Raw genomic sequence first — 26,801 nt, forward strand, 5'->3', positions numbered from 1 at the left:
TCGTGGACGGGTCAGAGCTCGGGCTCCTCCGTCGGCAGCACCCGGGCCGCGCGCATCGAGCGCAGCGCCAGCAGCAGCACACCTATGTCGTCCAGGTAGATCGGATCGGGCAGCAGGTCGGTCGGCAGCACCAGATACAGGACGGCACCCCAGAAGACCCAGCGCGGACCGGTCGGCAGCCCGGCCCGGCGCAGCGTGCGCCGGGTCCGGACCAGCCGTACCAGCACGACGACGGCCCCGGCGAGCAGGGCCGCTGCGACGATCGCGCAGATCACGAGCACGGTCGTGGTGGTGTCCATGGCTGTCCTGTCGTCCGGCCCCGGTCCGTCCCGGGGCCCCTCACTGCTCCGTCTTCCCGGATTCGTCCTCCGGCATGGCCGACGGCGCCTCGTTCCTCGCCCTCGGAACCCGCAGCCCCATGAAAGCACGTGTCAACTGCTGGAGGGGCGAGGCCGGTTCGGCGGCCGACGGCACCGCCGGGCCGGGGGTGTCCCGCAGCGCCGCGAGCGCCTCGTGGGCCCGCTCGGCGGACTCCCGGTACAGGTCCCGCGACCTGGTCATGGCCTTCAGCGCCTCGGCGTACTGCGCGACCAGCCCGCGCGCCCGGTCGAGCTGCTCCTCCAGCGTCATCAGCGTCCAGTTGTCGCGCAGGTCGGCCAGCGCCTCCTCGGCACCCTGCGGCGCGGGCCCGGGCAGGGCCGCGAACCGGCGCACGGCCGCGATCAGTTCGGTGGGCGCCGAGCCGTCCAGGAAGACGCTGCGCACCGCGAACTCCTGCGCCGGGTAGCCGGACGGCGCCGGGTCCGGCGGCAGCAGTACGGCGCCGCCGCGCGGGAGTTCGACGCCGAGGTCGCGCAGCGCCCAGTTGACGGCGCGGAACTGCTGGGGCGAGGCCCGGTGTTCCACGACGCGGTGGGCGAGGCCCGGCGGCAGCTGCCGGACCAGCGGCAGCCGGCCCAGCGCGTCCGGCGTCATCGCCTCGTGCACGACCAGGTTGACGCACCAGGCGTCCTTCGCCGCGTCGCGCAGTACCCGGCGCATGTCCTTGTCGTCGGCGGGCAGCGGGTTCACCGTGCGCAGCCGCAGGCCCGCGACGGCCGGGAGGTAGTCCCACGCGGCCTCGCCGCCGTCGCCCGCCTCGTCGCCCTCGGGCCAGAACATCGTCGCGGGGGAGGGCCAGGTCTCGTCCCAGGGCCGTTCGGCCTCGGCGACCAGCTGCCACTCCCGTCCCGCGGCCTGGCGGCCCAGGGACGAGACGAGGGTCAGCCGGGCGCGGACCGTGACCACGCCCTCGTCGACGGTCCAGCGGGCCTCGAAGACCCGCCGGCCGGAATCCTCGGGGACAGGGGGCTCGGCGAAGTCGTCGAGGACGCCGGTCTCCTTGCGGCGGCGCAGGATCCGGCGGATGACCTCCTCGGAGTCCGGGCCCGTGTGACGGCCGCGAGCGGGCCAGACGGTCGGCGGGAGGGCGGCACGGTCGGTGGCGGAGTTCGACATGGGCCAATCAGCTGGTGGGAGCGGAGTGCTGCTTTCAGTATCACTTGCCCCGGAGCGTGCCATACAGCGCGGGCCGGTCCGCACACGGGGCGCGCGCCCCGCATCCGGGGTGCGCACCGCGCGCCCCCGGCGGCGCCGCCTCACCCGTCCCCGTGCTCCGGCGCGCCCCGCACAATGGAGCCGCGAGCGGGGCCCGCCCACCCATCCGCTCCGGGGCGGGCCCCGCTCACCGCGCGAAGGTGCCCAGCCCCTCCCGGTCGAAGGCCTCGACCGTGACCCGGGCCGCCCTGCCGTCCGCGCCGGGGTGGAAGGTGACCCCGGACAGGCCGACGGCGTTCTCGCCGGCCGTGCGGAAGGAGTAGGTGTCGCCGTCGTAGTGGGTCAGCGGGAACGCGGTGTGCTCCGGCCCGAGCCGCATGGTGAGCGCGCCGCCGGACGCGGTGACGGTGAGCGGCCCGTAGTAGTCGTTGGCGTACGTGCCCGTGCAGGCGTCGGCGGCGCGGGCCGCGGCCGGGTGCGCGGGCGGCTTCGCGTAGTCGACCGGGGACCGGTCCTCCTGCTCCTGCGCCCGGTAGAGCTGCCCGAACAGCGGCAGCCAGTCCGCCGTCGGCTTCCCGTGCTGCGCGGTGTCGAGGAAGTCGAAGGCGATGGAGTCGGCGAGCCCGACCGGTTCGCCGTTGGTGAGCACCACGATCCCGAGCCGCTCGCCGGGCAGCATGGTCACGTTGGTGTTCGCGCCCAGCGCGAAGGCGCCGGAGTGGCTCAGCCGCAGCCGGCCGAGGTCGTCGTAGGCCACGTTCCAGCCGAGGCCGTAGAACCCGGCCCGGCCGGCGGGCGCGGGCGGTGGCTGCGCGACGATCTGCGGGACGTGGGTGCGCTCCAGCGGCCCGGCCGGGATCACCCGCTTCCCGTCGAGTTCGCCGTCCGCCAGCTGGAGCCGCAGCCAGCGTGCCATGTCCCGCGCGCTGGAACTCGCGCCGCCCGCCGGGGCCTGGGCGTCGGCGTCCCGCACGTACTTCGCCCGCCAGCTCCCGTCGGCCGCCCGCACGTGCGTGACTGCCCGGTCCTTCGCCTTCTCGTAGTCGGCGAAGGAGGAACCGGTGGAGTTCATCCCCGCCGGGCCGTACAGCACGTCCCGGGAGAGCTTCTCCCAGGACGTCCCCTTGGCGTTCGCCACGGCCTCGGCGGCCGCGGTCAGGCCGAAGTTCGTGTAGGCGTAGCTCGCCCGGAACGGCGCCAGCGGCTCCAGCCGGAGGTGTTCCAGGATGTACGACCGGTCGTAGCCCAGGTCCTCCAGCAGGTCCCCGGCGTGGTCGGGCAGCCCGCTGCGGTGGGCGAACAGGTCGGCGACGGTGACGTGCGAGGTCACCCACGGGTCCTTGAGAGCGAAGCCCGGCAGGTGCGGGGCGACGGGATCGTCCCAGCCGACGGTCCCCGGCCCGACGGCTCCCGCGACGACCGTGGCGGCCAGCGGCTTGGACAGGGACGCCAGCTGGAACACCGTGTCCGGGTCGACGCCGGCGGCCTTCCCGGCCTGCCGCCTCCCGAAGCCCTTGAGGTAGACCACCTTGTCCTCGTGGACGACGGCGACGGCGACCCCGGGCACGCCCGTCTCGCGCATGCCCGCGCGGACGACGCCGTCCAGCCGGCCGACCGCGGCCTCCACCTGGGACGCGGTGATCCGGGGCGGGGGCTGGGGCGGGGGAGCGGCCGCCGGGAACGCGAGGGCGACGAGGAGGAGCGGGGCGAGGGCGGCCACGACGCTCGTCCCGCGGTGTGCCGTCGTACGCCGTGCACCCATGGCTCTCATTGAAACCGGCACCGCACGGCCTGTCCTGCCGAAGGCGTCCCGTGGGCGCGGCTTCTGGCCCCCGCGCGGCCTCCCGGCCCGGTGGATCGTGCGGATCGATGTGGTCGCCGCCGCCGCGTCCTCCCGGTGGCGGCGACCACCCGGACGGCCTCACCGGACCCGCCGACGGCCGCCCTCGCGGTCGTGGGACGGCGCGGCCTCGCCGCCGTCGCCGTCCGCCGGAGCACGCGGAAGGGGGCCGACGGCAGTCCGTCGGCCCCCTCTCACGGTTGTTTCAGGGTGTCACGCGCCGCTCTCCCGGAGCATGTCCTCGCGCTCGACGAGCTTGACGCGCTCGCGGCCCTGCGGTTCGCCCAGGGCCTTCTCGGCGGCGTCCAGCTTGTACCAGCCCTCCCAGGTGGTGTAGCGGACGGCGCGCTCGGCGAGGAAGGCGTCCACGGCCTCCGGCGCGGGCGCCTCGGGGGTGTGGAGGCGGCCGCCCGCGTAGTCGTCCAGGAGGTTGGAGACGGTCTCGTTGGCGTCGCCCTTGGTGTGGCCGATCAGGCCGACCGGGCCGCGGCGGATCCAGCCGGTGACGTACGTCGACCGGAGGTGGTTGCCGCTCTCCTCGATGACCCGGCCGCCCTCGTCCGGGACCGTGCCCGAGTCGATGTCCCAGGGCAGCTTGGGCAGCTTGTCGGAGAGGTAGCCGACCGCGCGGTAGACCGCGGTGACGTCCCAGTCCTTGAACTCGCCGGTGCCCTTCACGTTGCCGGTGCCGTCCAGGGCGGTGCGCTCGGTGCGCAGGCCGGTGACCTTGCCGTCCTCGCCGAGGATCTCGGTGGGCGACTCGAAGAAGTGCAGGAAGAGCTTGTGCGGGCGGTCGCCGGTGTCGCGGATCGCCCAGTTCTCCAGGGTCTTGGCGACCATGTCGGCCTGCTTGTTGCCGCGCCGGGTCTCGATCGAGCCCTTGTCGTAGTCGATGTCCTCGGGGTCGACGACGACCTCGATGTTCGGGGAGTGGTCCAGCTCCCGCAGCTCCATCGGGGAGAACTTCGCCTGGGCGGGGCCACGGCGGCCGAAGACGTGCACCTCCAGCGCCTTGTTGGCCTTGAGGCCGGCGTGGACGTTCGGCGGGATCTCCGTCGGGAGCAGCTCGTCGGCGGTCTTCGCGAGGATGCGGGCCACGTCCAGGGCCACGTTGCCGACGCCGAGGACCGCGACCTTCTCGGCCTCCAGCGGCCAGGTGCGCGGCACGTCGGGGTGGCCGTCGTACCAGGAGACGAAGTCGGCCGCGCCGTAGGAGCCGTCCAGCTCGATGCCGGGTATCCGCAGCTCGCGGTCGGCGGTCGCGCCGGTGGAGAAGACCACCGCGTCGTAGAAGGACCGCAGGTCGTCGAGGCTGATGTCGGTGGGGTAGTCGACGTTGCCGAAGAGGCGGATCTGGGGCTTGTCGAGAACCTGGTGCAGGGCGGTGATGATGCCCTTGATGCGGGGGTGGTCGGGGGCGACGCCGTAGCGGATCAGGCCGAACGGGGCGGGCATCCGCTCGAAGAGGTCGATGGACACGCCGGGCTCGGCGGCCACCTCGGACTTGAGCAGGGCGTCGGCGGCGTAGATCCCGGCCGGGCCGGCACCGACGATGGCTACCCGCAGGGGGCGCGGCATGATCAGGTTCCCTTCGAGCGAAGACAATCGACCGAGTGAAGACAATCGATCTCGAACGGGAAGCCTAAACTAAGGCAGTCCTAAGTTAGTACGCGGGTCCGGTCTATGACCCCATAAGCCGACCTTATGACCTTTAGCGGGTCAGCCTTATGACTCCCGCACCCTACCGGGTCGTGATCGCGTCCTCCCCGTGCTTGGCGACCGCCCCGGACATGCACCAACCTTTCCCCTGCGGCGCACCGAGGCGCGGTGGCCGGAGGGAGGGGTGAGGGCGTGGAGGCACGCGGGGAGACGACCGGCGCGGAGGCGACCGGTGCGGAGGTGACCGGCGCGGGGGCGACCGTCGCGGTGACCGGTGGCAGCGGGTTCGTGGGCAGCCATCTGGTACGGCGTCTGCTGGAGCGGGGGTACCGGGTGCGGGCCACCGTGCGCCGGACCGGCGACCCGGCCAAGGTGCGGCCCCTGTGGGACCTCCAGGAGGCCTTCCCCGACCGGCTCACGCTCTTCGAGGCGGACCTGCTGAAGGAGGGCTCCTTCGACGAGGCGTTCCGCGGCTGCGCGACCGTCTTCCACGTGGCCTCGCCGTTCCTGATGCCCGAGCGCATCGAGGACGGGCAACGGGACATGGTGGACCCGGCGTTGCTCGGCACCCGCAACGTGCTCGGGAGCGTGGAGCGCACACCCGAGGTGGAGACCCTGGTGTTCACCTCCACCGTGGGCGCGATCTTCGGCGACTACGCGGACGTCCGGGAGATGACCGGCCAGGTGCTGACGGAGGAGTACTTCAACACCAGCAGCACGGTGGAGAACAACCCCTACCACTACGCCAAGACGGTCGCCGAGCGCGCCGCGTGGGACGCGGAGGCCGCGCAGGACCGCTGGCGCATGGTCTCGATCAACCCCGGCCTGATCCTGGGCCCTTCGCTCACGCCCGCCTCCGAGTCGGGCAGCCTGTTCCTGCTGGACGAGCTGTTCAAGGGGTACTTCTGCTACGGCGCCCCGGACTTCAGCTTCACCACCGCCGACGTCCGCGACGTCGCCGACGCGCACATCGCGGCGGCGGAGAACCCGGCGGCGAAGGGCCGTTACATCGTGGCCAACGAGACGATGACGTCCTTCCACGAGATGTCGAGAATCGTCCGCACCCGCCACCCGTGGGACCCGCGCCTGCCCCGCACGGCGCTCCCGCACTGGCCGGTACGCATCCTCGGACCGCTCTTCGGTCTCACCCAGGACTACATACGCAAACACCTCGGCATCCGCTTCCGCGTCGACAACGCCCGGAGCACCGGGGAACTGGGCCTCACCTACCGCCCCGTCGAGGAGACCCTCCTCGACCACCACACCAGCTGGCGCACACGCCGAAGAAGCGCCCGAGCGTGACAGGAGGGGGCGGGACGGGGCGGGCTGCCGTGCGGATGCCCGCCCTCACGGGGGCCGTCGTCATGCCGGCGGCCGAGTGACGCAAGACGTTCACCAGGCGGTTTCGGTGCCGGACGGGACGCTGCGATGCCGGCGGTGCGGTTCGCGGCGGCCCGTCACGGGGGGTCGGGCCTGGTCGGGTCGGGGCAGGCCGAGGGGTCAGGCCGGGCGGATCACCCGGTGGATGGCCGACTCTCCGGCGTTGTAGATGGACTCCTCGCGGATGAGGGCGCCCGGACTGGGGGCGTGGATCATCATGCCGCCACCCGCGTAGATACCGACGTGGCTGTCGTTGTCGAAGAAGAAGACCAGGTCACCCGGTTCCATCGCGGTCAGCGTCAACGCCGTGCCGGCCAGCGTCTGCTCCGCCGCGGAGCGCGGCAGGCTCACCCCGGCGGCTCGCCAGGCGGCCTGGATCAGGCTGGAGCAGTCGTACGACTCCGGCCCGGTCGCCCCCCAGACGCACGGCCGCCCGATCTGCGCCCGTGCGAACGACAGCGCCTTCATCGCCTTGCCCGGTTCGGCCGTGCCGCCCGGCTGGAGGAAGGTGCCGGTGTCGGTGAGGGCGCCGGGGGCGAAGGTGGCGGTGGCCGGAGCCGCGGCGGGCGTCGGAGCCGCGGCGGGCGTCGGGGCCGCGGCGACCGGGGGTGCGGCGGCGGGCATCGGAGCCTGTGCCGGCATCGGCGCCGGAGCGGGCATCGCCGGAGCCGCGGCCGGCATGGGCGCGGGGGCCGCCATCGGTGCGGGGGGCGCCATGGCCGGGGCCGGTGCCTGCATCGGCATGGGTCCCGTGGCCATGGCCATGGGCATGGGCATGCTCATGGCGGGAGCGGGAGCGGGAGCGGGAGCCGCGACGGGGTAGGGGTTCGGGGCGGCCGGGGGCTGGGGTGCCGCGTAGGCGGTCGGCTGCGGCATGGGCGCCGCCGCGGGGGCCGCCGCGGCGTACGTGCCGGCCGACTGGACCGGGTCCGCAGCGGGTGCCGGGATGGCCGTGTACGAGGCCGGTGCGCCCGGGGTCATGACCCGGAAGGAGCCGGTGTCCATCGGGTTCTGGACGGGGAGCACGGCGGTGGCGGCGACCGGCGCCTCGGGCGGCAGCGCGCCCGCGCCGGGGAAGGAACCGGTGTTCGTGTCCGGTATCGGGGTGTACGCGGCCGACGCGCCCGGGGTCATCACGCGGAAGGAGCCGGTGTCCGCCGGGTTCGGGGCCGGGGCGGCGGTGCCCGCGTCCCTGGGGGACACGGTCGGGAAGCTGCCCGTGGCGCCCCCGCCGCCCGGGGTCATGATCCGGAAGGAGCCGGTGTCGGCGGCCGGAGCGGGAGCCGGGGCGGGGGCCGCGTTGCCCGGGGTCATGACCCGGAAGGAACCGCTGTCCGCCGGGTTCGCGGGCGGGTTGGCGCCCCTGTCGCCCGGCGCCGCGGCCGGGAAGCTGCCCGTGGCGCCCCCGCCGCCCGGGGTCATCACGCGGAAGGAGCCGGAGTCCGCCGGGTTCGGGGCCGGGGCGGCGGTGCCCGCGTCCCTGGGGGACACGGCCGGGAAGCTGCCCGTGGCGCCCCCGCCGCCCGGGGTCATCACCCGGAACGAACCGGAGTCGGCCGCGTCCGCCGTCGGGAACGCGCCCGTGCGGAAGGGGCCGCTGTCGGTGCGCTGGCTGGGGATGCTGACGGCGGGCGGCGTCGGCGTCCACGGCTGCTGGGCCGGGGCCTGGGGTGCCTGGGGGGCTTGAGGAGCTCGTGGTGCCTGGGAAGCCTGGGGCGGCCGGGGCGCTTCGGCCTCGGGCCTCGGCCAGAAGGCCTGCGTGGGCGGCGCGCTCTGCACCGGCGGCGCGGGAGGGGCCGGTGCCGCCATCGGCGCCGGTGCCGGGTCGAGCGCGGCGATCGCGCGCCGGCCGGTGCGCTGGGACAGGATCTCGCGGGCCTTGGCGACCTTGAGCTGGTTCTTCGTCTTGGAGGTGCCCGGCGCCGACCGCTGCGGCGCGGCCACGGGCAGCGCCTTGGCGGCGCCGCCCGGCCCGGCGGGCAGGGCCGGGGTGGACCCGGCGGTCAGCTCCAGCCTGGGCCGTGCCGTCAGTTCGGGGGTCTGCGCGTCGGCCCTGCCGGACGACCCGGCGGGCAGCTCGGGGCGGGAGGGCCCGCTGCCCTCCAGCTGGCTGATCAGATCGGCCGCCATCGCGCTGACGGGCCGCCGCGGTCCAGGGTTGGCCGGCTGCCGGTCGGCGGGCAGCGCGGCCGGGACGCTCGGCCCCAGCTTCGAGCGCGCGCCCTCGAACCACTCACGGGCGATGCTGTCCAGACCCGGGTCTCCGCGGTCGGGCCGCTTGAACAGCGGCACCCCACGGGAGCGTGAACCCCCGTTCGCCGCACGCGTCGCGTTGTAGTTCCCGGTGGCGTTCTCGGCCTGGTCGTAGAGGCTGTCGATCCGCTGTCGAACCTCGTCACGGCTCTCGGGCGCCATGGGGGTCGTGCTCCTTCCGTGCTCCGCCTACCGGGTTAGCTGTCGGGTTCGGGCGTCGAATCCGGAAGGTATGCCCTACGGCCTTTGCCCTGAACGGCAGTTGGCCGATTCACCCCAGTTGATCGGTTGGGTCCCCGGCTCCGGGTACGCCCCGTGGGGCACCGGACTCGGCGGAAGCCGCGCGGCCCGACGGGATTCGCCGGGGGGAGCCGAACGGCTTGGCCGTCAACTTAGCCAACTTGTGTCACTGGTGTGAAGGTTGAAGTGCGTAATGTCCGATACGTATTTGTGATGTTCGTCGTACTGTTCGGTACGGGTGTGCGGGGAACGGTAATTCGCCCACCCGGAGATCACAGCCGGACGACCACCAGGGCGGTGTCGTCGGTCGCGCCCTCCTCCGGAAGCAGCTCGCGCAGCACCGCGTCGGCGAGCGCCTCGGGGTCCAACTCCCGGTGTCCGGTGAGGGATTCGGCGAGCCGGGCGAGGCCGGTGTCGATGTCCTCGCCGCGCCGTTCGATCAGTCCGTCGGTGTAGAGGACGAGGGTCGCGCCGTCGTCGAACGCGGTGACGGCCTGCGGGCGCGGCGGCGGATCGGGGTGGGCGTCGAGCGGGGGATCGGTGGCCCGGTCGAGGAACTCGACGCGGCCGTCCGCGTGCAGCAGGACGGGCGGTGGATGACCGGCACTGCTGTAGGTGACGGTATGGCGGTCGAAGTCGACGAACGTCGTCACCGCCGTGGCCGACTCGGCGCCCTCCACCACGTGCGCGTACCGCCCCAGTACGCCGAGCGCCTGGGCGGGCCCCTCGGCGACCCGGGAAGCCGCGCTGAGCGCGCTGCGCAACTGCCCCATGACGCAGGCCGCTTCGAGCCCGTGCCCCACCACGTCGCCGACCGAGACACCGACGCGGTCGCCGTCGACCAGGTCGATCAGGTCGTACCAGTCGCCGCACACGTTCAGCGAACCCGTCGCGGGCCGGTAGCGCACGGCCGCCCTGTGGTGCGCCGGCTGCCGGGCGGCGGGCAGCATCGCCTCCTGGAGGGCGACCGCGACCTCCCGCTCCCGGGCGTGCGCCTGCCGCAGCCGTTCGTTGATCTCCTGGAGTTCGCCCGCGCGCCGGTACAGCTCGGCCTCCAGGACCTGGCTCCGGCTGTCCCCGGCGGCCCGGCGCGCCCGGATCAGCTCGGTGACCTCCTCGACCCGGTGCACCAGCAGGGCCACCCTGCCGTCCGGGCCGAGCACCGGCACGTTCACCGGGCTCCAGTACCGCTCCTCCCAGCACCCGGGGCGGCCCGGGACCTGGACGTCGTACCGCTGGACGGCCATGGTGTCGCGTTCGCCGGTGGCCAGTACCCGCAGCAGGGAGGCCTCCAGGTTGCGCATGCCGGTCGCGGTGTCGTCGTCGGGGTTGTCCGGGAAGACGTCGAACAGGTACCGGCCGACCACGTCCTGGCGCCTGCGCCCGGCCATGCGGAGGAACTCCTCGTTGGCGTCCGCGTACACCAGCCCGGGAGTCGGCAGGGCCACCATCCCGGGCAGGGTCTGGAACACCGCCGTGTAGTCGATCTCCGCATCGCTCATGACAGGGGCGCCTCCCCGCCGTTTTCACAACAGTTTCCCACGTAAAGCCCAAAAGGCCAGGTGGGAGTGTGTGTTCGGCGGGTGCGCTCCGTGTCCGGACGGTCACCCGGGGTGGTCGTTTTCTATGAGGTCGCCGTGAATTCGCGGGTCTGTTGAACACGGCGGCGGTGATTGACGTATAGGGCCGGGGGCTTCCATGTCCGGGCCGCCCACAAGACGCAGGGGAACGATCTTGAGACGCAACAGGCGCAGACGTCCGACAGGCGCACGGCGCGCGACCTTCGCAGCGGTCGCCCTGATGCTCGGCGGCGGGGGACTGGTCGCGGCGAACGTCTACGCCTCGGCGAGCGAGGGCGGCTGGGGCGACCCCTCCGGTACGGCGGCGACCGCCCGGGTGCTGTCCGCGCCCACGGTCTACTGCCCCGACGTCGGCAGCCGGTTGACGGCGGTGCCCGACGGGGCGCGGGACGACGTCGACCGTGAACTCGCCGAGCTGGACCGGCAGATCGCGGCCGCCTACCAGCAGCTCAAGGAGTCGGCCGACACCCTCGGGCAGGACCCCGGCCTCGCCGACCTGACCATCGTGGAACCACTGGAGCGGAAGCGGTCCGCCACCCTCCGGCGCATCGCCGACGCCATCGGCCGGGACGGCGAGCGCCCGCAGGACCTCGACGACCTCGCGGCCTGCACCCTGCGCTCCTCGGACGAGGGCTCCCAGCAGACGCCGGGTGCGCAGGAGTCCACGGGATCACAGGACTCGCAGGGGTCGCAGGACTCGCAGGGATCGCAGCCGCCGCAGGACGGCGCCGCACCGGGCCAGAGCGCGGGGACCGGCGCCGGCGGCCAGGGCGGGAACGGTCCCGTCGCCGCTGACTACGCCGACATCACCGCCGTCCAGCCGGACACGAGGACCCCGGCCGAGCGGTCCGGCGGCTCCACCGGCACCTTCGCCTCCAGCTGCGGTGTCAACGCGGGCGGCCTGTTCAACTCGGACAACGTGATCGTCGCGCCCGGTGTCTCCAACGGCGCCCACCACTTCCACGACTACATCGGCAACCAGTCGAACAACGCCTTCGCCGGCGAGCAGGACCTCGCGAACGCCGACACCAGCTGCGTCGACAAGGGCGACCGGTCCACGTACTACTGGCCCGTGCTGCGGCTCCAGAACGGCACGCAGGAGCGGGACGCCGGCTCGCCGGGCGGCGGTGTCGAGGGCAACGCCGGGCAGATCGTCACCCCGAAGGAGGTCACGCTGACCTTCGAGGGCAACCCGCGCTCCAAGGTCACCGCGATGCCGCGGCTGCTGCGCATCATCACCGGCGACGCCAAGGCCTTCGTCAACGGCCCGGCCAACGCCAACGCCTCCTGGAGCTGCACCGGTTTCGAGGACCGACAGCTCAAGGACAGGTACCCGCTCTGCCCCTCGGGCAGCGACGTCGTGCGCACGTTCAGGTTCCAGAGCTGCTGGGACGGCCGCAACACCGACAGCGCCAACCACCGCACCCACGTGGCGTTCGAGTCCTCCGACGGGAGCTGCCCGGCCGGTTTCGAGGCCATCCCGCAGCTGGTGCAGCGCATCGTCTACGACGTCGACGCGCCGAGCCTCCAGGACGGCGGCCGCACGGTCCCGCTGTTCGCGGTGGACTCGTTCCCCGAGCAGCTGCACAAGCCCGCCACCGACCACGGCGACTTCATCAACGTCTTCGACGAGAGCCTGATGCGGACGATGGTCGACTGCATCAACTCGGGCCGGACCTGCGGGGCCGGGACCGGGGCCGGGACCGGCGGACAGCCGCCGTCGGAGAGCGCCGAGCCCACCCCGACCGGGACCGCGCACCAGAGCAACCCGCCGGCCCAGACGCAGAGCGCCGAGCCGTCGGAGGCTCCCGCCGAGCCCCCGGCCGCGACCGCGCCGCCCGCGTCCGAGTCTCCGGCCGACCAGTCCCCGACCCGGGCCGCTCCCGGCGCCACCACCACCGCCGACGACCTGCCCGGGGTGCGCGCCTCCGTGTCGCCCAAGAAGTCCTCGGACGCCCCGGCGGCGGACGGCGACATCAGCAGGCCGACCCGGCGGCCCGCCACCGAGTCGCCCACCGGCACCGCCGTCGCCGCCCCGGCCGGTGCGGCGACCCCGTCGACCGCACCGCAGACGGAGCCCCAGGCCGTCCAGGGCTCCCTCGCCGAGACCGGCGCGCGCCTGTGGCCCGCCGCCCTCGGCGCCCTGCTGCTGGCCTCCGGAGGCGTACTGCTCTGGCGCACCCGGCGGAACCCGCTCTGACCCCTGCCCCCGGAACCCGCTCTGACCCCTGCCCCCGGAACCCGCTCTGACCCCTGTCCGCGGGGCCACGGCGTGCGCCTGCCCCCGGGCCCGCCTCGCCCAAGTGCGCCCGGCGCGTGCCGCGCGCCGGGCGTCGGGCGGGCCGGCGCTGTCACCCGCCGCGTTCGCCGTCGACGGTCGCGGTCGGCCTTCGCCGTCGACGTTTGCCGTCGACGTTTGCCGTCGGCGTTTGCGGTCGGCGTTTGCCGTCGGCGGGCGGCGCACGGCAGGGTGCCGGTGTGCCTACCTTGCTGATCGTCCACCACACCCCCTCGCCGCACTGTCAGGCCATGTTCGAGGCCGTGGTCTCCGGGGCGACCACCCCGGAGATCGAGGGGGTGCGGGTGGTGCGCCGGGCGGCCCTCGCCGCCACCGCCTCCGACGTCCTGGCGGCCGACGGCTACCTGCTCGGCACCCCGGCCAACCTCGGCTACGTCTCCGGTGCCCTCAAGCACTTCTTCGACCAGATCTACTACCCCTGCCTGGACGAGACCCGGGGCCGTCCCTTCGGCGCCTACGTCCACGGCGGCAACGACGTCACCGGCGCCCTGCGCGCGCTCGACTCCCTCACCACCGGCCTCGGCTGGCGCCCGGCGGCCGACCCGGTCACGGTGACCGGCGAGCCCGGCAAGGCCGACATCGAGGCGTGCTGGGAGCTGGGCGCGACCGTCGCCGCCGGCCTCTCCACCGCCGACTGAGTGATCTTGCCCGGGGTCCCCGCACCCCCGACGTGAGCCTGACCGCCACCCATGAGCGGCTCTGTTACTCATGATCATGTGTTCATAGGACATTCCGGAGGCGGCGGTCGCCACTTACCCACGCACCACCACCGGCGGCGACCCGGCGACGGCTGGGGGCTGCCGGGCGCCGGGTGGTCGTGGTCCGGCGGGGGCCGCCCAGGGTTCGGGGCCCGCTTGCGTCCCGCCGTCCTGCCGGCGCCCGTGTCGCGGCCCGGCCGCGGTCGGCGGGGGTGCGGCGAGGCGCGGGGCGGGCCGCGTCGCCGCTGGTGCCGGTCCGCCGCCCCGGCCCTGACACGGACGCCCGCTTCCGGGCCGTGGTGGTCCGGCGGCGGACGGGACCGGTTCGGCCGGTGGCGGCGAGGTCCCCGCGTCCGCCGGTGGCGGTCCGTCGCCCTGCTGCTGGCGTTGGCCGTGGGCGTGGCCGTCGGGTCGGCCGGGCCGGCGGTCGCCGACGGCGCGGGTGCGCACGGGCTCGCGCTCCGGGTCACGGTGAACACCCGGCCGGACACCGGTGCCACGGAGCCCGGCATCCGGGCCGGCCGCCCGGTCCTGAAGACCTACCTGCTCACCAACCGCGCGGGCGCCGACCTCTACGACGTCCGGGTCACCGACCCCGGACTGCCGCCCGGCACCCCGATCCGCTGCCCGGGCGGCCGCGACCGCGTGCCGATGCTCCGCGGCCTGACCGCCACGACCTGCACCGCCCGTACCCCGGCACACCCCGGCGTCCGGATCGCCCGGGTCACGGCCGTCGGCACCATCCCCTCCCTGCGCGCCCACTCGATCGCCACCGCCCGTTCCGGATACGCCGGGATCGAGAGCGGGGTCGCCCTGTCGGAGACGGTCCGGCCGCAGCGCCGGTCCGGCGGACAACGTGCCCTGCGCCCCGACCCCGGCGCCGCCACCGTCGACTACGAGGTGACCAACACCGGCTCCCACACGCTGTACGGCCTCCACCTCACCGACCCCGTGCTCGGTCCGCCCCGCATCGACTGCGCGGGCGCCGACGGCGAGATCCCGCGGCTCGACCCCGGCCGCTCCGCGCGGTGCCGGGCCGTCGTACGCCGCGCGCCGGGGACGTATGCCAGCGAGGGGCGGGTGGCGGGCAGCGACCGCATCGCCACCCTCCGGCCGGACGGCTCCCTGGAACCCGCGCCCCCGGCGACGGCACGGGCACGAGGAGCCTTCACGATCCTCGCGCCACCCCCACCGCCACCACCCCCACCGCAGCAGCCTCCGACTCCGCCGAGGGGCGCGGCTGCGTCCGCCACCCCGACACCCCCGGCAGCCGCGGCCCCGCCCCCACCCGCCCCGGTCCTCCCCGGCGCCGCGATCCCCCCGCCCCTCCCACCGGGCATCGCCGCGCCAGTCCCTCCAGTCCCTCCAGTCGCAGCACCTGCCGTACCCGCAGCACCTGCCGTACCCGCCGCACCGGCCGGGCCCGCCGTACCCGGAGTCGCCGCCGGGCAGGCGGCCGCAGGCCAAGCCGCCGGTACCACCGGCCAGGGCGCGGCAGCCGGAGGCCAGGGAGCCGCGGCCGGAGGGGGCGCGGCCACCGGAGGCGACGGCTCCGCCGCCGGTGGCGGCAGCGGCGGCACCGACGCCCAGGGCACGGGGTCCGGCACCGGCGCGGACGGCACCACCGAAGGCCAGGGGCAGGGCCAGGGCCAGGGGCAGGGGCAGGGCCAGGACAGCGGTACCGATACCGATACCGGTCCCGGCGGGCAGGGGCAGGGGCAGGTCGGTGAGGCCAGTCCCGCCGCCAGTGCCGCGCAGCCCAGCGCGACCCCCCGGCAGCGGTCGGGCACCACCATCGCGGCGCGGTTCTTCCGGCCCGGCGGCTCGCCCACCGGCCTCGGGCTGCTCACCGTGTTGTTCCTGATCCTCATCCCCGCCGCCCTGGCCGCCGCGCTGCTCGGCTCGCGGGCAGTCGGCCGCTGACGAAAGGAGCCGCAGTCGATGATCGAGACCTTCGCGGTCGTGGTGGGCGTCGCCATGCTCGCCGGGGCCTTCGTGGTGGTGAAGCACAGGTACTGGCCGCCGGCCCCGGACGACGAGCCGCGCGAGGACGTCGCCGAGTACATCTCGATGATGGTCGGGGTGCTCTACGCCCTGGTGCTGGGACTGTCGATGGTGTCGGTGTGGGAGACCCGGTCCGGCGCCGAGAGCCATGTACAGGCGGAGGCGAGCGCCGCGCACCAGATCCGGCTGCTCGCGGCGGGCCTGCCCGCCGGGCAGGCGGCACTGACCCGCGACGCCGTCGACACCTATGTGCGCCACGTGGTGACCACGGAGTGGTCCGCGATGCAGGAGGGACTGCCCGTCGGCCGGCAGGGCTGGGAGATGCTGAGCACCCTGCGCGCCGCCGGCAGCCGCCTCCCGGCGGACGCCTCGCCCGCCCAGCAGGCCACGCTCCAGGAGACCCTGGCCCAGCTCGGCGTCCTCGACGACGCCCGGCGCGGCCGGGAGTCCGACCTGGGCAACAGTCTGTCACCCGTCCTGTGGTTCGGGCTGATCGTCGGCGGGGTCCTCACCGTCGCCTTCATGTTCATGTTCGGGGTCAGGCGCAGCGTCACCCACGTGGTGATGGTGATGGGCCTGAGCGCGCTCATCACCTTCACCGTGCTGCTGGTCTACCAGCTCAACCAGCCCTTCAGCGGCATGTTCGCCGTCAACTCCACCGCGTTCACACGCTACTTCCCTCCGCTCTGACCACGTCGGCGGCCTCCGGCAGCAGCCGGCCGGCGATCCGCCGCCCGTCCGGCCAGCGCACGTCGTAGGCCCAACCCCGCCGCTCGAAGCGGGAGATGAGCCAGGCGGCGAGGTCGGGCTGGCCCTTCAGGGCGCCGTGCCGGGCACTGTTGGGATCGGCGTGGTGGAGGTTGTGCCAACCCTCGCCGAAGGTCAGCAGGGCGACCCAGCGCACGTCCCGGGACTGGTCGCGGGTGCGGTAGTTGCGTGCGCCGAAGGCGTGGCCCACGGAGTTCACGGACCAGGTGACGTGATGGACCACCGCGTACCGGACCAGGCTCGCCCAGAGCAGCGTCACCGCCGCCGACCGCCAGTCCCGGGTGCAGGCGAGCACCAGCAGCGGGGGCAGGCCCAGCGAGACGGCGACGGCGGCCGGGTAGAGGCGGTCGAGCCGGCGTACGTCGGGATCGGCGAGCAGATCGGGCGCGTAGCGCGGGTAGCTGGAGCGCACCGGGGAGGAGGAGAACCAGCCCACCTGGGCGTGCCACAGCCCCCTGAGCAGGGCGCGGCGGGAGGTGCCGTACTTCCACGGCGAGTGCGGGTCGCCGTCGCGGTCGGCGTACTGGTGGTGGCGCCGGTGCTCGGCCACCCACATGGTGACCGGCCCCTCCAGGGCCAGCGCGCCCGCGACACCGAGAGCGATCCGCAGCGGCCGCCGCGCCTTGAAGGACAGATGCGTGAAGTGGCGGTGGTAGCCGCAGGAGATGCCCCCGATCGAGAGCGCGTACATCACGGCACCGAGGACCACGTCGTACCAGCGCGGCCCCCAGCCCCACAGCAGGGCGGCCGGCACGGCCAGGGCCAGCACCGCCAGGGGGCCGACGACGAGCATGAGCAGATATCCGGTGCGTAGCGGCAGACCGACGGGGACCGTGTCGGGGAGCGGCGCGCGCCGTCCGGCGGGCGCCGTCACGGCGCCGCCACGGGGGCGGGGGAGCAGGGGGTCATGTGCGGGGATTATGCGGCGGTACGGCGGCCGGCAGGACCAGGCTCGGCCCGCGGGCACCGTACCGGCCGACATCCTCTACCTGGATGGATGAAGGTGCGGGCGCCCGGCCCAGGGCACACGATGGGACGAGGCCATGACGTCGATCCGAGGGAGCGCGGATGGCAGCGGACCGCCATGCCTCCGGGCCGCCCACGAAGGAACTGCTCCGGGAGTGCGCCCGTGAGGTGGTGGACGTCGCCGAGGGCATCCGCGAGGTCTGCGCACGCACCAGCTCCGTGCTGTTCGCCCCGGCACTGGCGGGCTCCGCCCGCCGCCGCCCGCGCACCGGGCTCGCCGCCCGCTGGGCGCTGCTGCGGGCCCTGACCAACAAACAGGGCCTCGGCGGCTCGGCCATCGTGGCCCCGGACGGGATGGGCCACCTGCTCGGCGCGGCGGGGGAGGTGCTCGGCCGGGAGAGCCTGGCCGCACTGGTGGCGGTCACCTCGCTGCGGCTCCGTATCGCCGCCGTGCTCCTCGACCACCCGGAGTTCGAACGCGACCCGGGCATGCGCCGGCTGACGGACGCCGTCACCGCCGACCGCGACCTGGAGGCCGTCCGCGCGCTGCGGGCCCTCTTCAGGGACCAGGGCGCCCAGCGCGCGCTCTCCGGACTCGCCCCGATCCTCGCCGAACTCCTCGCCATCCGGGGCCTGCTGGACGAGGACCCGATGAACGACGAGACCGCCTGGGCGCTCGCCGCCGGCCGGGCCCTGACCGCCGACCCCGTCAAGGGCATCAGCGCCGCCCACCTGTCCGCCATGGACCAGGGAGAGGGCGCCGCCGACCCCGTCGAACCGACCGCGCAGGAGCGCCGGCACCTCGCCACCGAGGGCTCCTTCCTCGGCTTCCTGCGCAACATCGACCTGCTCGCCACCGACGGCCGCATCCTGATCCAGGAGGTGCGCGGCCCCGACGGCGTGCTCCGGTACGTCGTCCAGGCCCCCGGCATGGCCCCCGGCCGCCCCCGCAACGACTCCCCGCAGGACTTCGTCGGCGCCTGGCGCAACCTGTTCATGACCGACTCGCCGTACACCCGCTCGATCCTGCTGGCGATCCAGGACCACGGCATCCCGCGCGGCGCCGACCTCGCGCTCGTCGGACACAGCGAGGGCGGGATCGCGCTGATGAACCTCGCCCAGGACGACGAGTTCTGCCGCGCCCACCGGGTCACCCACGTGGTCGCCGTCGGCTCGCCGGTCGACAACAAGAAGCCCGCCGACCCGCGCACCTGGGTCGCCAGCATCACCAACCAGCACGACATCGTCCCGGTCCTCGACGGCCGCGGCGCCGGCTCCGCCTTCGACCCGCACCCCAACTGGTACGAGGTCGACTACACCGGCCCCACCCACGAGTTCCCCCTCTGCCACATGCTCCGCGTCTACATCGACCACCTGGAGACGGTGATCCCCCAGGCCGTCCGGGACGTCGACCGGGCCCTCGCGCCCTACCGGGGCCCGGTCGAACGCACCCGCGTCTACCAGCTCAAGGACCGCGCCCACCCGCCCGAGGGCTACCCCTTCCTGACCGTCCCCACCACGAGCGTGCCCACCTCGGCGGGCCCGGTCGACCTGCCGGTCCGCTACTACGACTCCTCCGCCGCCCACCTGTGCTACCCGGTCGACGCGGACGTGGCCCGCGGCCTGCTGCCCGACGTCACCTGGATGGTCCCCACCCGGCTCGGCCGGCGCGCCCTCGCCGTGCTCTCCCTCTACGAGCACCGCTGCACCACCATCGGCCCCTACACCGAGATCGGCCTGTCCGTCCTCGTCGACGACCTGTGGCGGCCCCGCCCCTACGACATCGCCGCGGACCTCCTGCGCCGAGCCGACCTGCGCCGCACCGGACGGTACGTCGTCTCGCTCGCCGTCGGCACCGAGGAGGCGCGGGCCGTGGCCGCGGACGTATGGGCCCAGCCCGCCGTCCGCGGACCCGCCGAGGCCGACCTGAACGGGCCCGTACTCCGCGTCCGCGCACCGGAACTGGGACTCGCCGTCGAGGGCCGCACAGGCCCCGGAGTGCGCTGCCCCGAGGCGGACTGGGTGCTCTACGGCCGCCGGGACGAGAACACCGTACGCACCCTCGTACGCACCCACGGCAGACTCCGGGTCCACGCCCGCCCCCGGGTCCGGCTGCGGGTCGACGGCGGCCACGGACCGCTCGCCCGCCACCTCCAGATCCTCGAACTCGACACCGCCCGGACCCGGTTGGTCCTCACCAGCCGCCACTTCACGGCCCACAGAAGCGCCGGCGCGGTACTGCCCCGCTGAACCCCCGCACCAGCCCTCCGAGTACAGGTGAGCCCCCATGGTGACCGAGTCCCGCCCCGCCACCGCGTCCCCCGAACTCCTCGCCTACGTCGAGGACCTGAGAGCCGACGCCGACCGGATGGAGGGCTACGCGCAGCGGCTGCGCGGCGCCGCCGCGACCCTGTGCGGCCGCGCCGGGACACCGGACTGGAGCGGGGCCACCCTGGAGCAGCAGGCGGCGGCCTGCGTGGCCGCGGCCGCACAACTGCGCTCGGCGGCAGTCACGTTGCTGACCCACGCGGCGGAGTGAGCGCCCGCCCCGGGCCCGGCGGTCAGCTCACGCCCGACCTGCCCCGGGCCGCACTCCGGCCCAGCGAGACGGTGTAGCTCCCCTCCGCCTCCGGCACGTTGCGGTGCAGGACGTCGGAGAAGGAACGGGTCTCCCGGACGATCCGCATGCCCTCCTGCGAGAACGTCGAGGGCGTGAACAAGTGCGGTGCCAGCAAAGGGTTGTTGAGCGCCTCCGAGAACGCGTCCACGGAGATGACCCGCTCCAGCAGCCGACCGAAGATCGCCCCGGGCTCCGGCTCCTCGGCGAACACCCCGACGTACAGGTCGATCGCGTCCACGTCGCCGTACACGTCCCGCAGCGCCTCACGGACCCGCGGGTCCCCGGAGATCTGCCGCCAGTCGGTGACCCGCGGGAAACCGTAGTGGACCCGGTAGTCGTTGTACGAGGCCAGCCCCAGCTCGCGGCCCACGGCCACACTGGACTCCTCGATCGGCAGCAGCACCTCGTCCGTGTTGAACAGCCCCGACAGGCCCGCGGGCTGCCGGGAGAGGTCCTCGAACAACGGACCCAGGCCGCGGTCGACGAGGATCCGGCCGTTGGCGATCGTGCCCGCCAGCGGCACCTCGCGTCCGGCGATCCGGTACACCGACGGGATCAGACTGTGCCACCGGTACACCAGACTGAACTCGATCGTCGCCCAGTTCTCCCGGTGCCACGCCCCCCGGTCGGTACGCACCGGATCCAGCACGAAACCGAAGTGGTACGGCGTGATGTGGTTGATGTACTCCTCCAGCATCACCCGGATCATCATCACGATCAGCGTGCTCCGCGTGGTCTGGAAGACCCGCTCGTCGTCCCAGTCCGGATGCGCCGCCGCGAGGATCCCCGCGACGCGGTTGTGCTCACGCAGGAACAGCACCGTCATCGCCATCGGCCCGATGTGCGCGTGCACCCGGTCCCCGCCGCAGGCGAACAGCGTGTCCCGCAGCTCCTCGGGCACCTGCTCGAACCGCACCGGGTACAGCGCCCGGAACTCGTCGGTGATCCGCCCGCCCTCGCACAGCGCCGGCGGGAACTCGCCCCCGCCGATCACCCGGCTCTTCAGCCGGCCCCCCTCGAAGGTCCGCAGACACGCCGTCACCGCCTCGCCGTCGCCGTACAGCTGGGACATGTCGAGCGTGTGCGGGGAGTCGGTGCGGCTCGGGTCTCCGGTGGCCGCATGGCCGCGCAGGAAGCCGTCGGTGAACCACTGGGCGAAGGCCGGCAGCAGCGCCGTGGAACGGGCGCAGAACCGGGTCCCCCCGTCCCGCCGGAACAGCTCGGCGACCGCGGCCGGCTCCGGCAGCCCGGGGCGCCGCCCGGACACCGGCGGAAGATGACGGCCGACGTAACTGCGGTCGGTGAGGGAGTCCCAGGAGGTGTACGCACTCTTGGTGCTGAGCGGGTTGGGCCGCACCGGCGCCTTGAGGACGGCCTTGTCGGTCAGCGCGGCGTTCAGCCTGCGGTGCAGCCACCGGTTGCCCTGGGCGATGTCCCACGCCGTCCCGTAGTGGGTGAGCAGATGGGTCTCCAGCCGGTTGCGCCAGCCGTCCTGGCTGCGGTCCCGCACCCCGGGCGCGCTCACCCGGCCGCCACCGGCCCCGCGCTCACCGGGTAGTGCTGCGGGAAGGGCGTGTCGGCGTAGTCCAGCGCGCGCTCGGCACCGGGCAGCGGCCGCACCCCGGGCCGCAGCAGCACCCGCCGCACCAGCTCGGGCACGATCACCGACGCCGCGTACTTCCCGGCACAGTCGTGCGCACCGTACCCGAGGACCAGGTTGTGGGCCGGCGGGCGGCCGGGCCGGAACTCGCCCGGTGCCTCCACGACCTCCTCGTCGAACATCGCCGACGCGAAACAGGCCAGCACCACGGTCTTGGCCGGGATCACGGTCTGCCGGGGCGTGCCCGCGGCCAGCACATGCTCGCGCACGCACAGCCGCGGGGTGACCGGCACGAAGGGATGGAAGCGCAACGCCTCCCACACATGCGCGTCGAACCGGTCCGGATCCCCGTTCGCCGCGACACGCTCCGCCTCCGCCAACACCTCAGGACGGACGGCCAGTTCCTTCAGAGCGGTGGCCACGCACTGGGTGGCGTTCTGCTGGTAGCCCGTCAGATAACCGACCAGGTTGGCGTTGATCCGCTCGTCGTCGAGCCCGAACTCCGCGGGCAGCCGCGAACGCAGCATCCGCTGCAGCACGTCGTCATGGGCCGTCTCCGGCGCCGCCCGCCGCCGGGCGATCAACTCCGCCACCCGGTCGTGCAGTTCACGCCCCGCCGCCGTCCCGGCCGCGTGGATCTCCGGATCCCGGCCCGGGTTGACCGCGAACGCCCACTGCATCCGCCGGGTGCAGTCGTGCAGGGTCTCCTCGTCGATGCCGGTGAAACCCAGATAGGCGATCGCCACCCGGGCGGCGGCGAGCCGGGCGTACTGCTGCACCAGGTCGAAGGTCCCCTCGCCCCGCCGAACGGCCGCCTCCAGGGCCTCGTCCAGGACGGCGTCCGCGATCGTCGCGGTCAGCCGCCGCACCCGCGGCGCGTCCTCCGCGGCCAGCATCAGCTGCCCGTACCCGCGCTCACGCCAGTGCACGTCGGCGCCGTCCCGCGCCAGGATGAACGGCGCGCCCAGCACCTCCTCCAGCACCGGCCCGAACACGCCCACGGTGAACGAATCGGGCGCGGACAGCACCTCCAGAACATCCGGGTGCCGGGTGACGAACACCCCGACGGGCGTGCTGAACACCGGCCGCTCCGCCCGCAGCTGGGCGAACAGCCCGGCCCGGTCGGCCGCCATCGTCTCCCGCAGCAGGGACACCCGCCGCGGCACGTCGTTCTCGGGAATCGCGTCGTACGCTGCGAGAAAGCCCATGAAGGCATTGAGTCATCCGCGCGCACAGGACGCACGTCGAGCGGGCATTCGGGGCACCGGTACGCCGGCGCCGCCCCGGGGATCGGAGAGGAACCGCGATGCTGTCCGCGATGGCCGGAGGCCTGCTGCCCGTCTTCAGCGACGTGACCGTGAGCGGGGCCGACCGGCTGGGCCCGCCCGCCGACGGCACCGGCCGCATCCTCGCCGCCAACCACAGCTCGTTCTTCGACCCGGTGCTGCTCATCGGCGTCCTGCACCGCCTCGGCCGCAGTCCGGCCGTGCTGGCCACCGCCGGACTGTGGAAGGTCCCGCTGCTCGGCCGCGCCCTCACCCGCGAGGGCTACGTCCCGGTGCACCGCGGCACCGGCCACGCGGCCGACGCCCTCGGCCCCGCCGCCGACGCGCTGGCCGAGGGACGCAGCGTGCTCATCTACCCCGAGGGCGGACTGCCCCGCTACCGGACCTCCCAGGACCGGCCGCCCGCCCGGCTCAAGTCCGGAGTGGTCCGGCTCGCCCTCGCCACCGGCGCCCCCGTGATCCCGCTCGCCCACGCGGGCGCCCGCCGGGTCTCCTCCGGCAGCGGCGCCAAACAGCTCGCCGGCTGGGCCACCGCCCCCGTACGCCGGCCCCGCGTCCACGTCCACATCGGCACCACCCTGCACCTCGCCGACTCCGCCCAGGCCCCGGCCGACCTGGAGACCGCACTCTCCGAGACCTGGGCACACGCGGTCCGAGCACTGGACCCGAGGCCGGCGTGATGTGTGACATGCGGCGCGTGACATGTGACATGTGACATGTGACGCGTGACGCATGGCACGTGGCGCGTGATGTGTGACATACGACATACGACACGTGACGCGACGCCGCTCCCGCCCTCCGCCCCACCCCGCCCCACCCCGCTCCGCCTCCTCCTCCCCCCTCCTCCCCCCTCCTCATTCCCTTCCCCGCGTTCGCGCGTCCGGGTGGTAGCGGTGGGTTGCCTGGGGTGGTGGAGGTGTGGCGGCCGGGCGGTGGTGTCCGGTCCCCGGATAATCACCGCCCATGCAGCTCGTGAACACGGCCGCCGCCGCGCGGCGCGCCCCGGTGGCCGTGACCGGCCTGGGACTGGTGACACCGGCCGGTATCGGCAGGGACGCGGCCTGGGAGGGACTGTGCGCGGGCAACTCGACGGCGGCACCCGACCCGGAACTGGCGGGCCTGCCGGTGGCCTTCTCCTGCCGGGTGCCGGATCTGGACACGGAGGCTTTGCTGGGGCGCCGGCTCAGTCGTCGGCTGGACCGGTTCACGGCGTTCGCGCTGCTGGCCGCCCGTGAGGCGGTCGCCGGCGCCCGGCTCGCCCCGGACGCCTGGGACGGCGCGCGGGTCGGGGTGGTGATGGGGGTCGGCACCGGGTCGATGCAGCGCTGGCAGCCCGAGTTCGACCGGCTGGCGAACGGTACCCCCGACCGGGTCTCCCCGCTGGCGCTGCCGCGCAGTGTGCCCAACATGGCCGCCGCCGAGATCGCCCTGGATCTGGGTGCCACGGGCCCCAACATGGTGGTCAGCACCGCCTGTGCCTCCGGTACCAGCGCGATCGGTCTGGCCCGTGACCTGCTGCTGGCCGGGCGCTGCGATCTGGTGCTGGCCGGCGGCAGCGAGTCGGCGCGGCTGCCGATGACCGCCGCCTGTTTCGCGCAGATGCGGGCGCTGTCCCGGCGGGGCGGCGAACCGCACAGCGCCTCCCGGCCGTTCGACCGGGACCGGGACGGTTTCGTCCTCGGTGAGGGTGCGGGCGTGGTCGTCCTGGAGCGGGCCGAGGACGCCCGTGCCCGGGGCGTGCGGCCCGAGGCGTACGTCGCCGGTTTCGGTGCCTCCTGCGACGCCCACCACTTCACGGCTCCGCATCCCGACGGCGACGGCGCCGCCCGTGCCCTGCGCGCGGCGCTCGCCGACGCCGGGCTCGGCCCCGAGGACGTGGACCACGTGAACGCCCACGGCACGGCCACGCCGCAGGGGGACGCGGCCGAGCACAACGCGCTGCACCAGGTCTTCCGCAGGCCGCCGCCGGTGACCGCGGTGAAGGGCACGATCGGGCACGCGATCGGGGGTGCCGGTGCCATCGAGGCCGTCTGCACGGTGCTGAGCCTGCGTCATCAGCTCGTGCCGCCGACCGCCAACCTGGACGTCCTCGATCCGGCGCTGGACCTGGACGTGGTCACGAAGGTGCCGCGGCCGCACCGGATGCGTGCCGCGGTCAGCAACTCCTTCGGGTTCGGCGGGCAGAACGCCGTGCTCGCCTTCACCGCCGCCGGCCAAGCCGGCTGACGCGCCGCCCCCGTTCCCGGCCGAAGGATCTGCCATGTCCCAGGAGCTCAGCACCGCCCCGGTCCGCAGGCCCGTCCTGCCGACCGCCGAACAGTTCATGATCGGTGTCTTCGTCGCCGTACCGTTCCTGGCGCTGCTCGCCGCGGCGCCGCTGGCCTGGCGGCACGGGCTGAGCCCGGTCGACGTGGTCCTCGCCGTCGTCTTCTACCTCGTCAGCGGGCTCGGTGTCACCGTCGGCTTCCACCGGCACTTCACGCATGGTTCGTTCAAGGCGCGGCGGCCGTTGCGCATCGCGCTCGCGCTGGCGGGCAGTCTCGCGGTGCAGGGGCCGGTGGTCACCTGGGTCGCCGACCACCGCAAGCACCACCGGTTCTCGGACAAGGACGGTGACCCGCACTCGCCCTGGCGGTACGGCCGTTCGCCGGCCGCGCTGGCCAGGGGCATGCTCCACGCCCATCTCGGCTGGCTCTTCGAGACGGAGCACGCCTCGCCCCGGCGGTATGCGCCGGACCTCGTCAAGGACCGGACGCTGATGCTGATCTCGCGCCGTTTCGGGCTCCTGGTCCTGGTCTCGCTCGCTCTGCCCGCGCTGCTCGGCGCGGCGCTGACCCGGTCCTGGCAGGGCGGGCTGACCGCGTTGTTCTGGGCGGGGCTGGTGCGGATCTGTCTGGTGCACCATGTCACCTGGTCGATCAACTCCATCTGTCACGCGGCCGGTTCGCGTCCCTTCCGCAGCCGGGACAGGTCGGGGAACGTGTGGTGGCTGGCCCCGCTGTCCTTCGGTGAGTCCTGGCACAACCTCCACCACGCGGATCCCACCAGTGCCCGGCACGGTGTGCTCACCGGCCAACTGGACGCCAGCGCCCGGCTGATCCGCTGGTTCGAGCGGCTCGGCTGGGCGTACGAGGTCCGCTGGCCGGACGGCCGCAGGCTGGACTCCAGGCGGACCGACACCGACTGACCGGCGGCTCCCGCTGCCGCCCGCCGCCGGCGATCCCGGGATGGATTTCCTCGGCCTGCCCCGAAAGCACTCCCGCGGCCCGGTCTCGTGAGGGACCGGGCCGCGGGAGCGGGGCGGGACAGGTGGTTCGGGGGTCAGGCCGTGGTGGCCGTGTGGGGTTGTTGCGGGCCGGGCCTGGGGCGGGTGCGGGTCCAGGACGGGTCGGCGGCGGGGTCAGGAGTGGGGGGTCGGTCCATGGTGCGTGGGCCTCCTGAGGTGTGGGGGTGGTGGGCTAGTCCGGGGCCGTCGACAGCTCGGCCCAGACGACGCGTGGGGCGGGCCCCTCGGGTGTGAGCGCGACGCCCCAGTCCTGGCTGAGCGCGTCGACCAGGAAGAGTCCGCGTCCGTTCTGCTCGGTGGGTCCGGCCTGCCGGGGTCTGGGGAGTGTGAAGCCGCCGTTCTGGTCCTCGACCTCGATCCGGACGCGGTCGTCGAGGGCGATCACCCGGCACATGATGCGCCGGCCGGCCGAGTGCACGACCGCGTTGGTGACCAGCTCGGAGGTGACCAGTACCGCGTTCTCGCGGGCGTCCTCGCACACGCCCCAGGAGGCGAGCAGCTCGCGTACCTCCCGGCGGGCGCTGCCGACCGCGTGCGGCGCCGCCGCCAGGTCGAACGTGTGGCTCTTCGGAGGGATCGGATGGGCCCCGGAGGCGAACCGGTCGAGGCCTTGCGGCCCAGGGAGTCGACCGAGGCGCTCGCCTCCGGGTGGTCTGTGGGTGCCTGTCGGCTCCGACGGGCGGTAGGGGCCCTGGGCGTCGGCCGTCAGGGCCGGTGCGGGCCGACCGGGCATCCGGTCGTCGGGTAGTCGGTCGAGCGGCTGTGGGAGAGAGGGCGGGGCCATCG

20 protein-coding genes and 1 riboswitch are annotated in these 26,801 nt (G+C 74.1%); of the genes, 10 read left to right on the forward strand and 10 right to left on the reverse strand.

The features are described from left to right. Window positions 1–11: 11 nt before the first annotated feature. The 4 genes from ACZ619_RS08060 to ACZ619_RS08075 form a co-directional block, all read right to left on the reverse strand. Window positions 12–299 (reverse strand): DUF1232 domain-containing protein, encoded by a 288-nt coding sequence (locus tag ACZ619_RS08060; RefSeq protein ID WP_469595620.1) that lies wholly within the window; start codon window positions 297–299, stop codon window positions 12–14. Window positions 300–339: 40 nt separating this feature from the next. After that, window positions 340–1,497 carry a hypothetical protein gene (locus ACZ619_RS08065; RefSeq protein WP_469595622.1) on the reverse strand — a complete coding sequence of 386 codons (1,158 nt, stop codon included), beginning with the start codon at window positions 1,495–1,497 and terminating at the stop codon, window positions 340–342. Between the two features lie 226 nt (window positions 1,498–1,723). After that, on the reverse strand, window positions 1,724–3,298 hold the full coding sequence (locus ACZ619_RS08070) for a serine hydrolase (protein ID WP_469595624.1): 1,575 nt from the start codon (window positions 3,296–3,298) through the stop codon (window positions 1,724–1,726). A 291-nt stretch (window positions 3,299–3,589) separates the two neighbouring features. Further along, entirely contained in the window at window positions 3,590–4,954 is a 1,365-nt protein-coding gene (locus tag ACZ619_RS08075; protein WP_469595626.1) for an FAD-dependent oxidoreductase, read from the reverse strand. Between the two features lie 321 nt (window positions 4,955–5,275). On the opposite strand from ACZ619_RS08075, the gene ACZ619_RS08080 reads away from it, so the two are divergent. Further along, a complete protein-coding gene (locus ACZ619_RS08080; RefSeq protein ID WP_469596041.1) occupies window positions 5,276–6,337 on the forward strand; it encodes an NAD-dependent epimerase/dehydratase family protein in 1,062 nt (353 codons plus the stop codon). 198 nt (window positions 6,338–6,535) lie between these two features. On the opposite strand, the gene ACZ619_RS08085 is transcribed toward ACZ619_RS08080, so the two are convergent. Next, window positions 6,536–8,830 carry a C40 family peptidase gene (locus ACZ619_RS08085; protein WP_469595628.1) on the reverse strand — a complete coding sequence of 765 codons (2,295 nt, stop codon included), beginning with the start codon at window positions 8,828–8,830 and terminating at the stop codon, window positions 6,536–6,538. Window positions 8,831–8,838: 8 nt separating this feature from the next. Then, window positions 8,839–9,013, reverse strand: a riboswitch (cyclic di-AMP (ydaO/yuaA leader). Window positions 9,014–9,180: 167 nt separating this feature from the next. Then, window positions 9,181–10,410, reverse strand: coding sequence for a PP2C family protein-serine/threonine phosphatase (locus ACZ619_RS08090; RefSeq protein WP_469595630.1), 1,230 nt, complete (start codon window positions 10,408–10,410; stop codon window positions 9,181–9,183). Window positions 10,411–10,708: 298 nt separating this feature from the next. Here ACZ619_RS08090 and ACZ619_RS08095 point away from each other — a divergent pair, with 298 nt between their 5' ends. The 4 genes from ACZ619_RS08095 (at window position 10,709) to ACZ619_RS08110 (ending at window position 16,179) form a co-directional block, all read left to right on the forward strand. Further along, window positions 10,709–12,688: a DUF1996 domain-containing protein gene (locus ACZ619_RS08095; RefSeq protein ID WP_469596042.1), complete on the forward strand. Its 1,980-nt coding sequence runs from the start codon at window positions 10,709–10,711 to the stop codon at window positions 12,686–12,688. Between the two features lie 278 nt (window positions 12,689–12,966). Beyond that, window positions 12,967–13,425, forward strand: a complete 459-nt coding sequence (locus ACZ619_RS08100; RefSeq protein WP_469595631.1) for a flavodoxin family protein — start codon at window positions 12,967–12,969, stop codon at window positions 13,423–13,425. Window positions 13,426–13,878: 453 nt separating this feature from the next. Further along, entirely contained in the window at window positions 13,879–15,408 is a 1,530-nt protein-coding gene (locus tag ACZ619_RS08105; protein ID WP_469595634.1) for a hypothetical protein, read from the forward strand. 18 nt (window positions 15,409–15,426) lie between these two features. Next, window positions 15,427–16,179: a bestrophin-like domain gene (locus ACZ619_RS08110; RefSeq protein ID WP_469595637.1), complete on the forward strand. Its 753-nt coding sequence runs from the start codon at window positions 15,427–15,429 to the stop codon at window positions 16,177–16,179. Here ACZ619_RS08110 and ACZ619_RS08115 read toward each other — a convergent pair. Then, window positions 16,154–17,131 carry an acyl-CoA desaturase gene (locus tag ACZ619_RS08115; protein WP_469595639.1) on the reverse strand — a complete coding sequence of 326 codons (978 nt, stop codon included), beginning with the start codon at window positions 17,129–17,131 and terminating at the stop codon, window positions 16,154–16,156. The two genes, ACZ619_RS08110 and ACZ619_RS08115, sit on opposite strands and share 26 nt — an antisense overlap. 194 nt (window positions 17,132–17,325) lie before the next feature. On the opposite strand from ACZ619_RS08115, the gene ACZ619_RS08120 reads away from it, so the two are divergent. Together ACZ619_RS08120 and ACZ619_RS08125 are read left to right on the forward strand one after the other, a co-directional pair. Continuing rightward, window positions 17,326–19,473: a hypothetical protein gene (locus ACZ619_RS08120; RefSeq protein ID WP_469595640.1), complete on the forward strand. Its 2,148-nt coding sequence runs from the start codon at window positions 17,326–17,328 to the stop codon at window positions 19,471–19,473. Window positions 19,474–19,510: 37 nt separating this feature from the next. Then, window positions 19,511–19,762, forward strand: coding sequence for a hypothetical protein (locus ACZ619_RS08125; RefSeq protein ID WP_469595642.1), 252 nt, complete (start codon window positions 19,511–19,513; stop codon window positions 19,760–19,762). Window positions 19,763–19,784: 22 nt separating this feature from the next. On the opposite strand, the gene ACZ619_RS08130 is transcribed toward ACZ619_RS08125, so the two are convergent. Beyond that, on the reverse strand, window positions 19,785–21,368 hold the full coding sequence (locus tag ACZ619_RS08130; protein ID WP_469595644.1) for a peroxidase family protein: 1,584 nt from the start codon (window positions 21,366–21,368) through the stop codon (window positions 19,785–19,787). Further along, complete coding sequence (locus ACZ619_RS08135; RefSeq protein WP_469595646.1) at window positions 21,365–22,651, reverse strand: cytochrome P450; 1,287 nt, start codon at window positions 22,649–22,651, stop codon at window positions 21,365–21,367. The genes ACZ619_RS08130 and ACZ619_RS08135 overlap by 4 nt, the downstream gene beginning before the upstream one ends. A 98-nt stretch (window positions 22,652–22,749) precedes the next feature. On the opposite strand from ACZ619_RS08135, the gene ACZ619_RS08140 reads away from it, so the two are divergent. The 3 genes from ACZ619_RS08140 to ACZ619_RS08150 all read left to right on the forward strand — a co-directional run bounded on the left by ACZ619_RS08140 (window position 22,750) and on the right by ACZ619_RS08150 (window position 25,916). Then, window positions 22,750–23,409, forward strand: a complete 660-nt coding sequence (locus ACZ619_RS08140) for a lysophospholipid acyltransferase family protein (protein WP_469595648.1) — start codon at window positions 22,750–22,752, stop codon at window positions 23,407–23,409. 283 nt (window positions 23,410–23,692) lie between these two features. Next, window positions 23,693–24,955 carry a beta-ketoacyl-[acyl-carrier-protein] synthase family protein gene (locus tag ACZ619_RS08145; protein ID WP_469595650.1) on the forward strand — a complete coding sequence of 421 codons (1,263 nt, stop codon included), beginning with the start codon at window positions 23,693–23,695 and terminating at the stop codon, window positions 24,953–24,955. Window positions 24,956–24,989: 34 nt separating this feature from the next. Then, complete coding sequence (locus ACZ619_RS08150; RefSeq protein ID WP_469595652.1) at window positions 24,990–25,916, forward strand: acyl-CoA desaturase; 927 nt, start codon at window positions 24,990–24,992, stop codon at window positions 25,914–25,916. A gap of 271 nt (window positions 25,917–26,187) precedes the next feature. Here the strand turns inward: ACZ619_RS08150 and ACZ619_RS08155 are convergent, their stop codons facing one another. Then, window positions 26,188–26,748: an ATP-binding protein gene (locus ACZ619_RS08155; RefSeq protein WP_469595654.1), complete on the reverse strand. Its 561-nt coding sequence runs from the start codon at window positions 26,746–26,748 to the stop codon at window positions 26,188–26,190. Between the last annotated feature and the right edge of the window lie 53 nt (window positions 26,749–26,801).

The sequence above is a fragment of the Streptomyces sp. NPDC104367 genome (assembly GCF_055583825.1).

Excerpts from the sequence above, each read along its gene's own strand:
- ACZ619_RS08060 (WP_469595620.1), bottom strand. The coding sequence starts at position 299 with ATGGACACCACCACGACCGTGCTCGTGATCTGCGCGATCGTCGCAGCG.
- ACZ619_RS08065 (WP_469595622.1), bottom strand. The coding sequence starts at position 1,497 with ATGTCGAACTCCGCCACCGACCGTGCCGCCCTCCCGCCGACCGTCTGG.
- ACZ619_RS08070 (WP_469595624.1), bottom strand. The coding sequence starts at position 3,298 with ATGGGTGCACGGCGTACGACGGCACACCGCGGGACGAGCGTCGTGGCC.
- ACZ619_RS08075 (WP_469595626.1), bottom strand. The coding sequence starts at position 4,954 with ATGCCGCGCCCCCTGCGGGTAGCCATCGTCGGTGCCGGCCCGGCCGGG.
- ACZ619_RS08085 (WP_469595628.1), bottom strand. The coding sequence starts at position 8,830 with ATGGCGCCCGAGAGCCGTGACGAGGTTCGACAGCGGATCGACAGCCTC.
- ACZ619_RS08090 (WP_469595630.1), bottom strand. The coding sequence starts at position 10,410 with ATGAGCGATGCGGAGATCGACTACACGGCGGTGTTCCAGACCCTGCCC.
- ACZ619_RS08095 (WP_469596042.1), top strand. The coding sequence starts at position 10,709 with ATGCTCGGCGGCGGGGGACTGGTCGCGGCGAACGTCTACGCCTCGGCG.
- ACZ619_RS08110 (WP_469595637.1), top strand. The coding sequence starts at position 15,427 with ATGATCGAGACCTTCGCGGTCGTGGTGGGCGTCGCCATGCTCGCCGGG.
- ACZ619_RS08120 (WP_469595640.1), top strand. The coding sequence starts at position 17,326 with ATGGCAGCGGACCGCCATGCCTCCGGGCCGCCCACGAAGGAACTGCTC.
- ACZ619_RS08125 (WP_469595642.1), top strand. The coding sequence starts at position 19,511 with ATGGTGACCGAGTCCCGCCCCGCCACCGCGTCCCCCGAACTCCTCGCC.
- ACZ619_RS08135 (WP_469595646.1), bottom strand. The coding sequence starts at position 22,651 with ATGGGCTTTCTCGCAGCGTACGACGCGATTCCCGAGAACGACGTGCCG.
- ACZ619_RS08140 (WP_469595648.1), top strand. The coding sequence starts at position 22,750 with ATGCTGTCCGCGATGGCCGGAGGCCTGCTGCCCGTCTTCAGCGACGTG.
- ACZ619_RS08145 (WP_469595650.1), top strand. The coding sequence starts at position 23,693 with ATGCAGCTCGTGAACACGGCCGCCGCCGCGCGGCGCGCCCCGGTGGCC.
- ACZ619_RS08150 (WP_469595652.1), top strand. The coding sequence starts at position 24,990 with ATGTCCCAGGAGCTCAGCACCGCCCCGGTCCGCAGGCCCGTCCTGCCG.
- ACZ619_RS08155 (WP_469595654.1), bottom strand. The coding sequence starts at position 26,748 with ATGCCCGGTCGGCCCGCACCGGCCCTGACGGCCGACGCCCAGGGCCCC.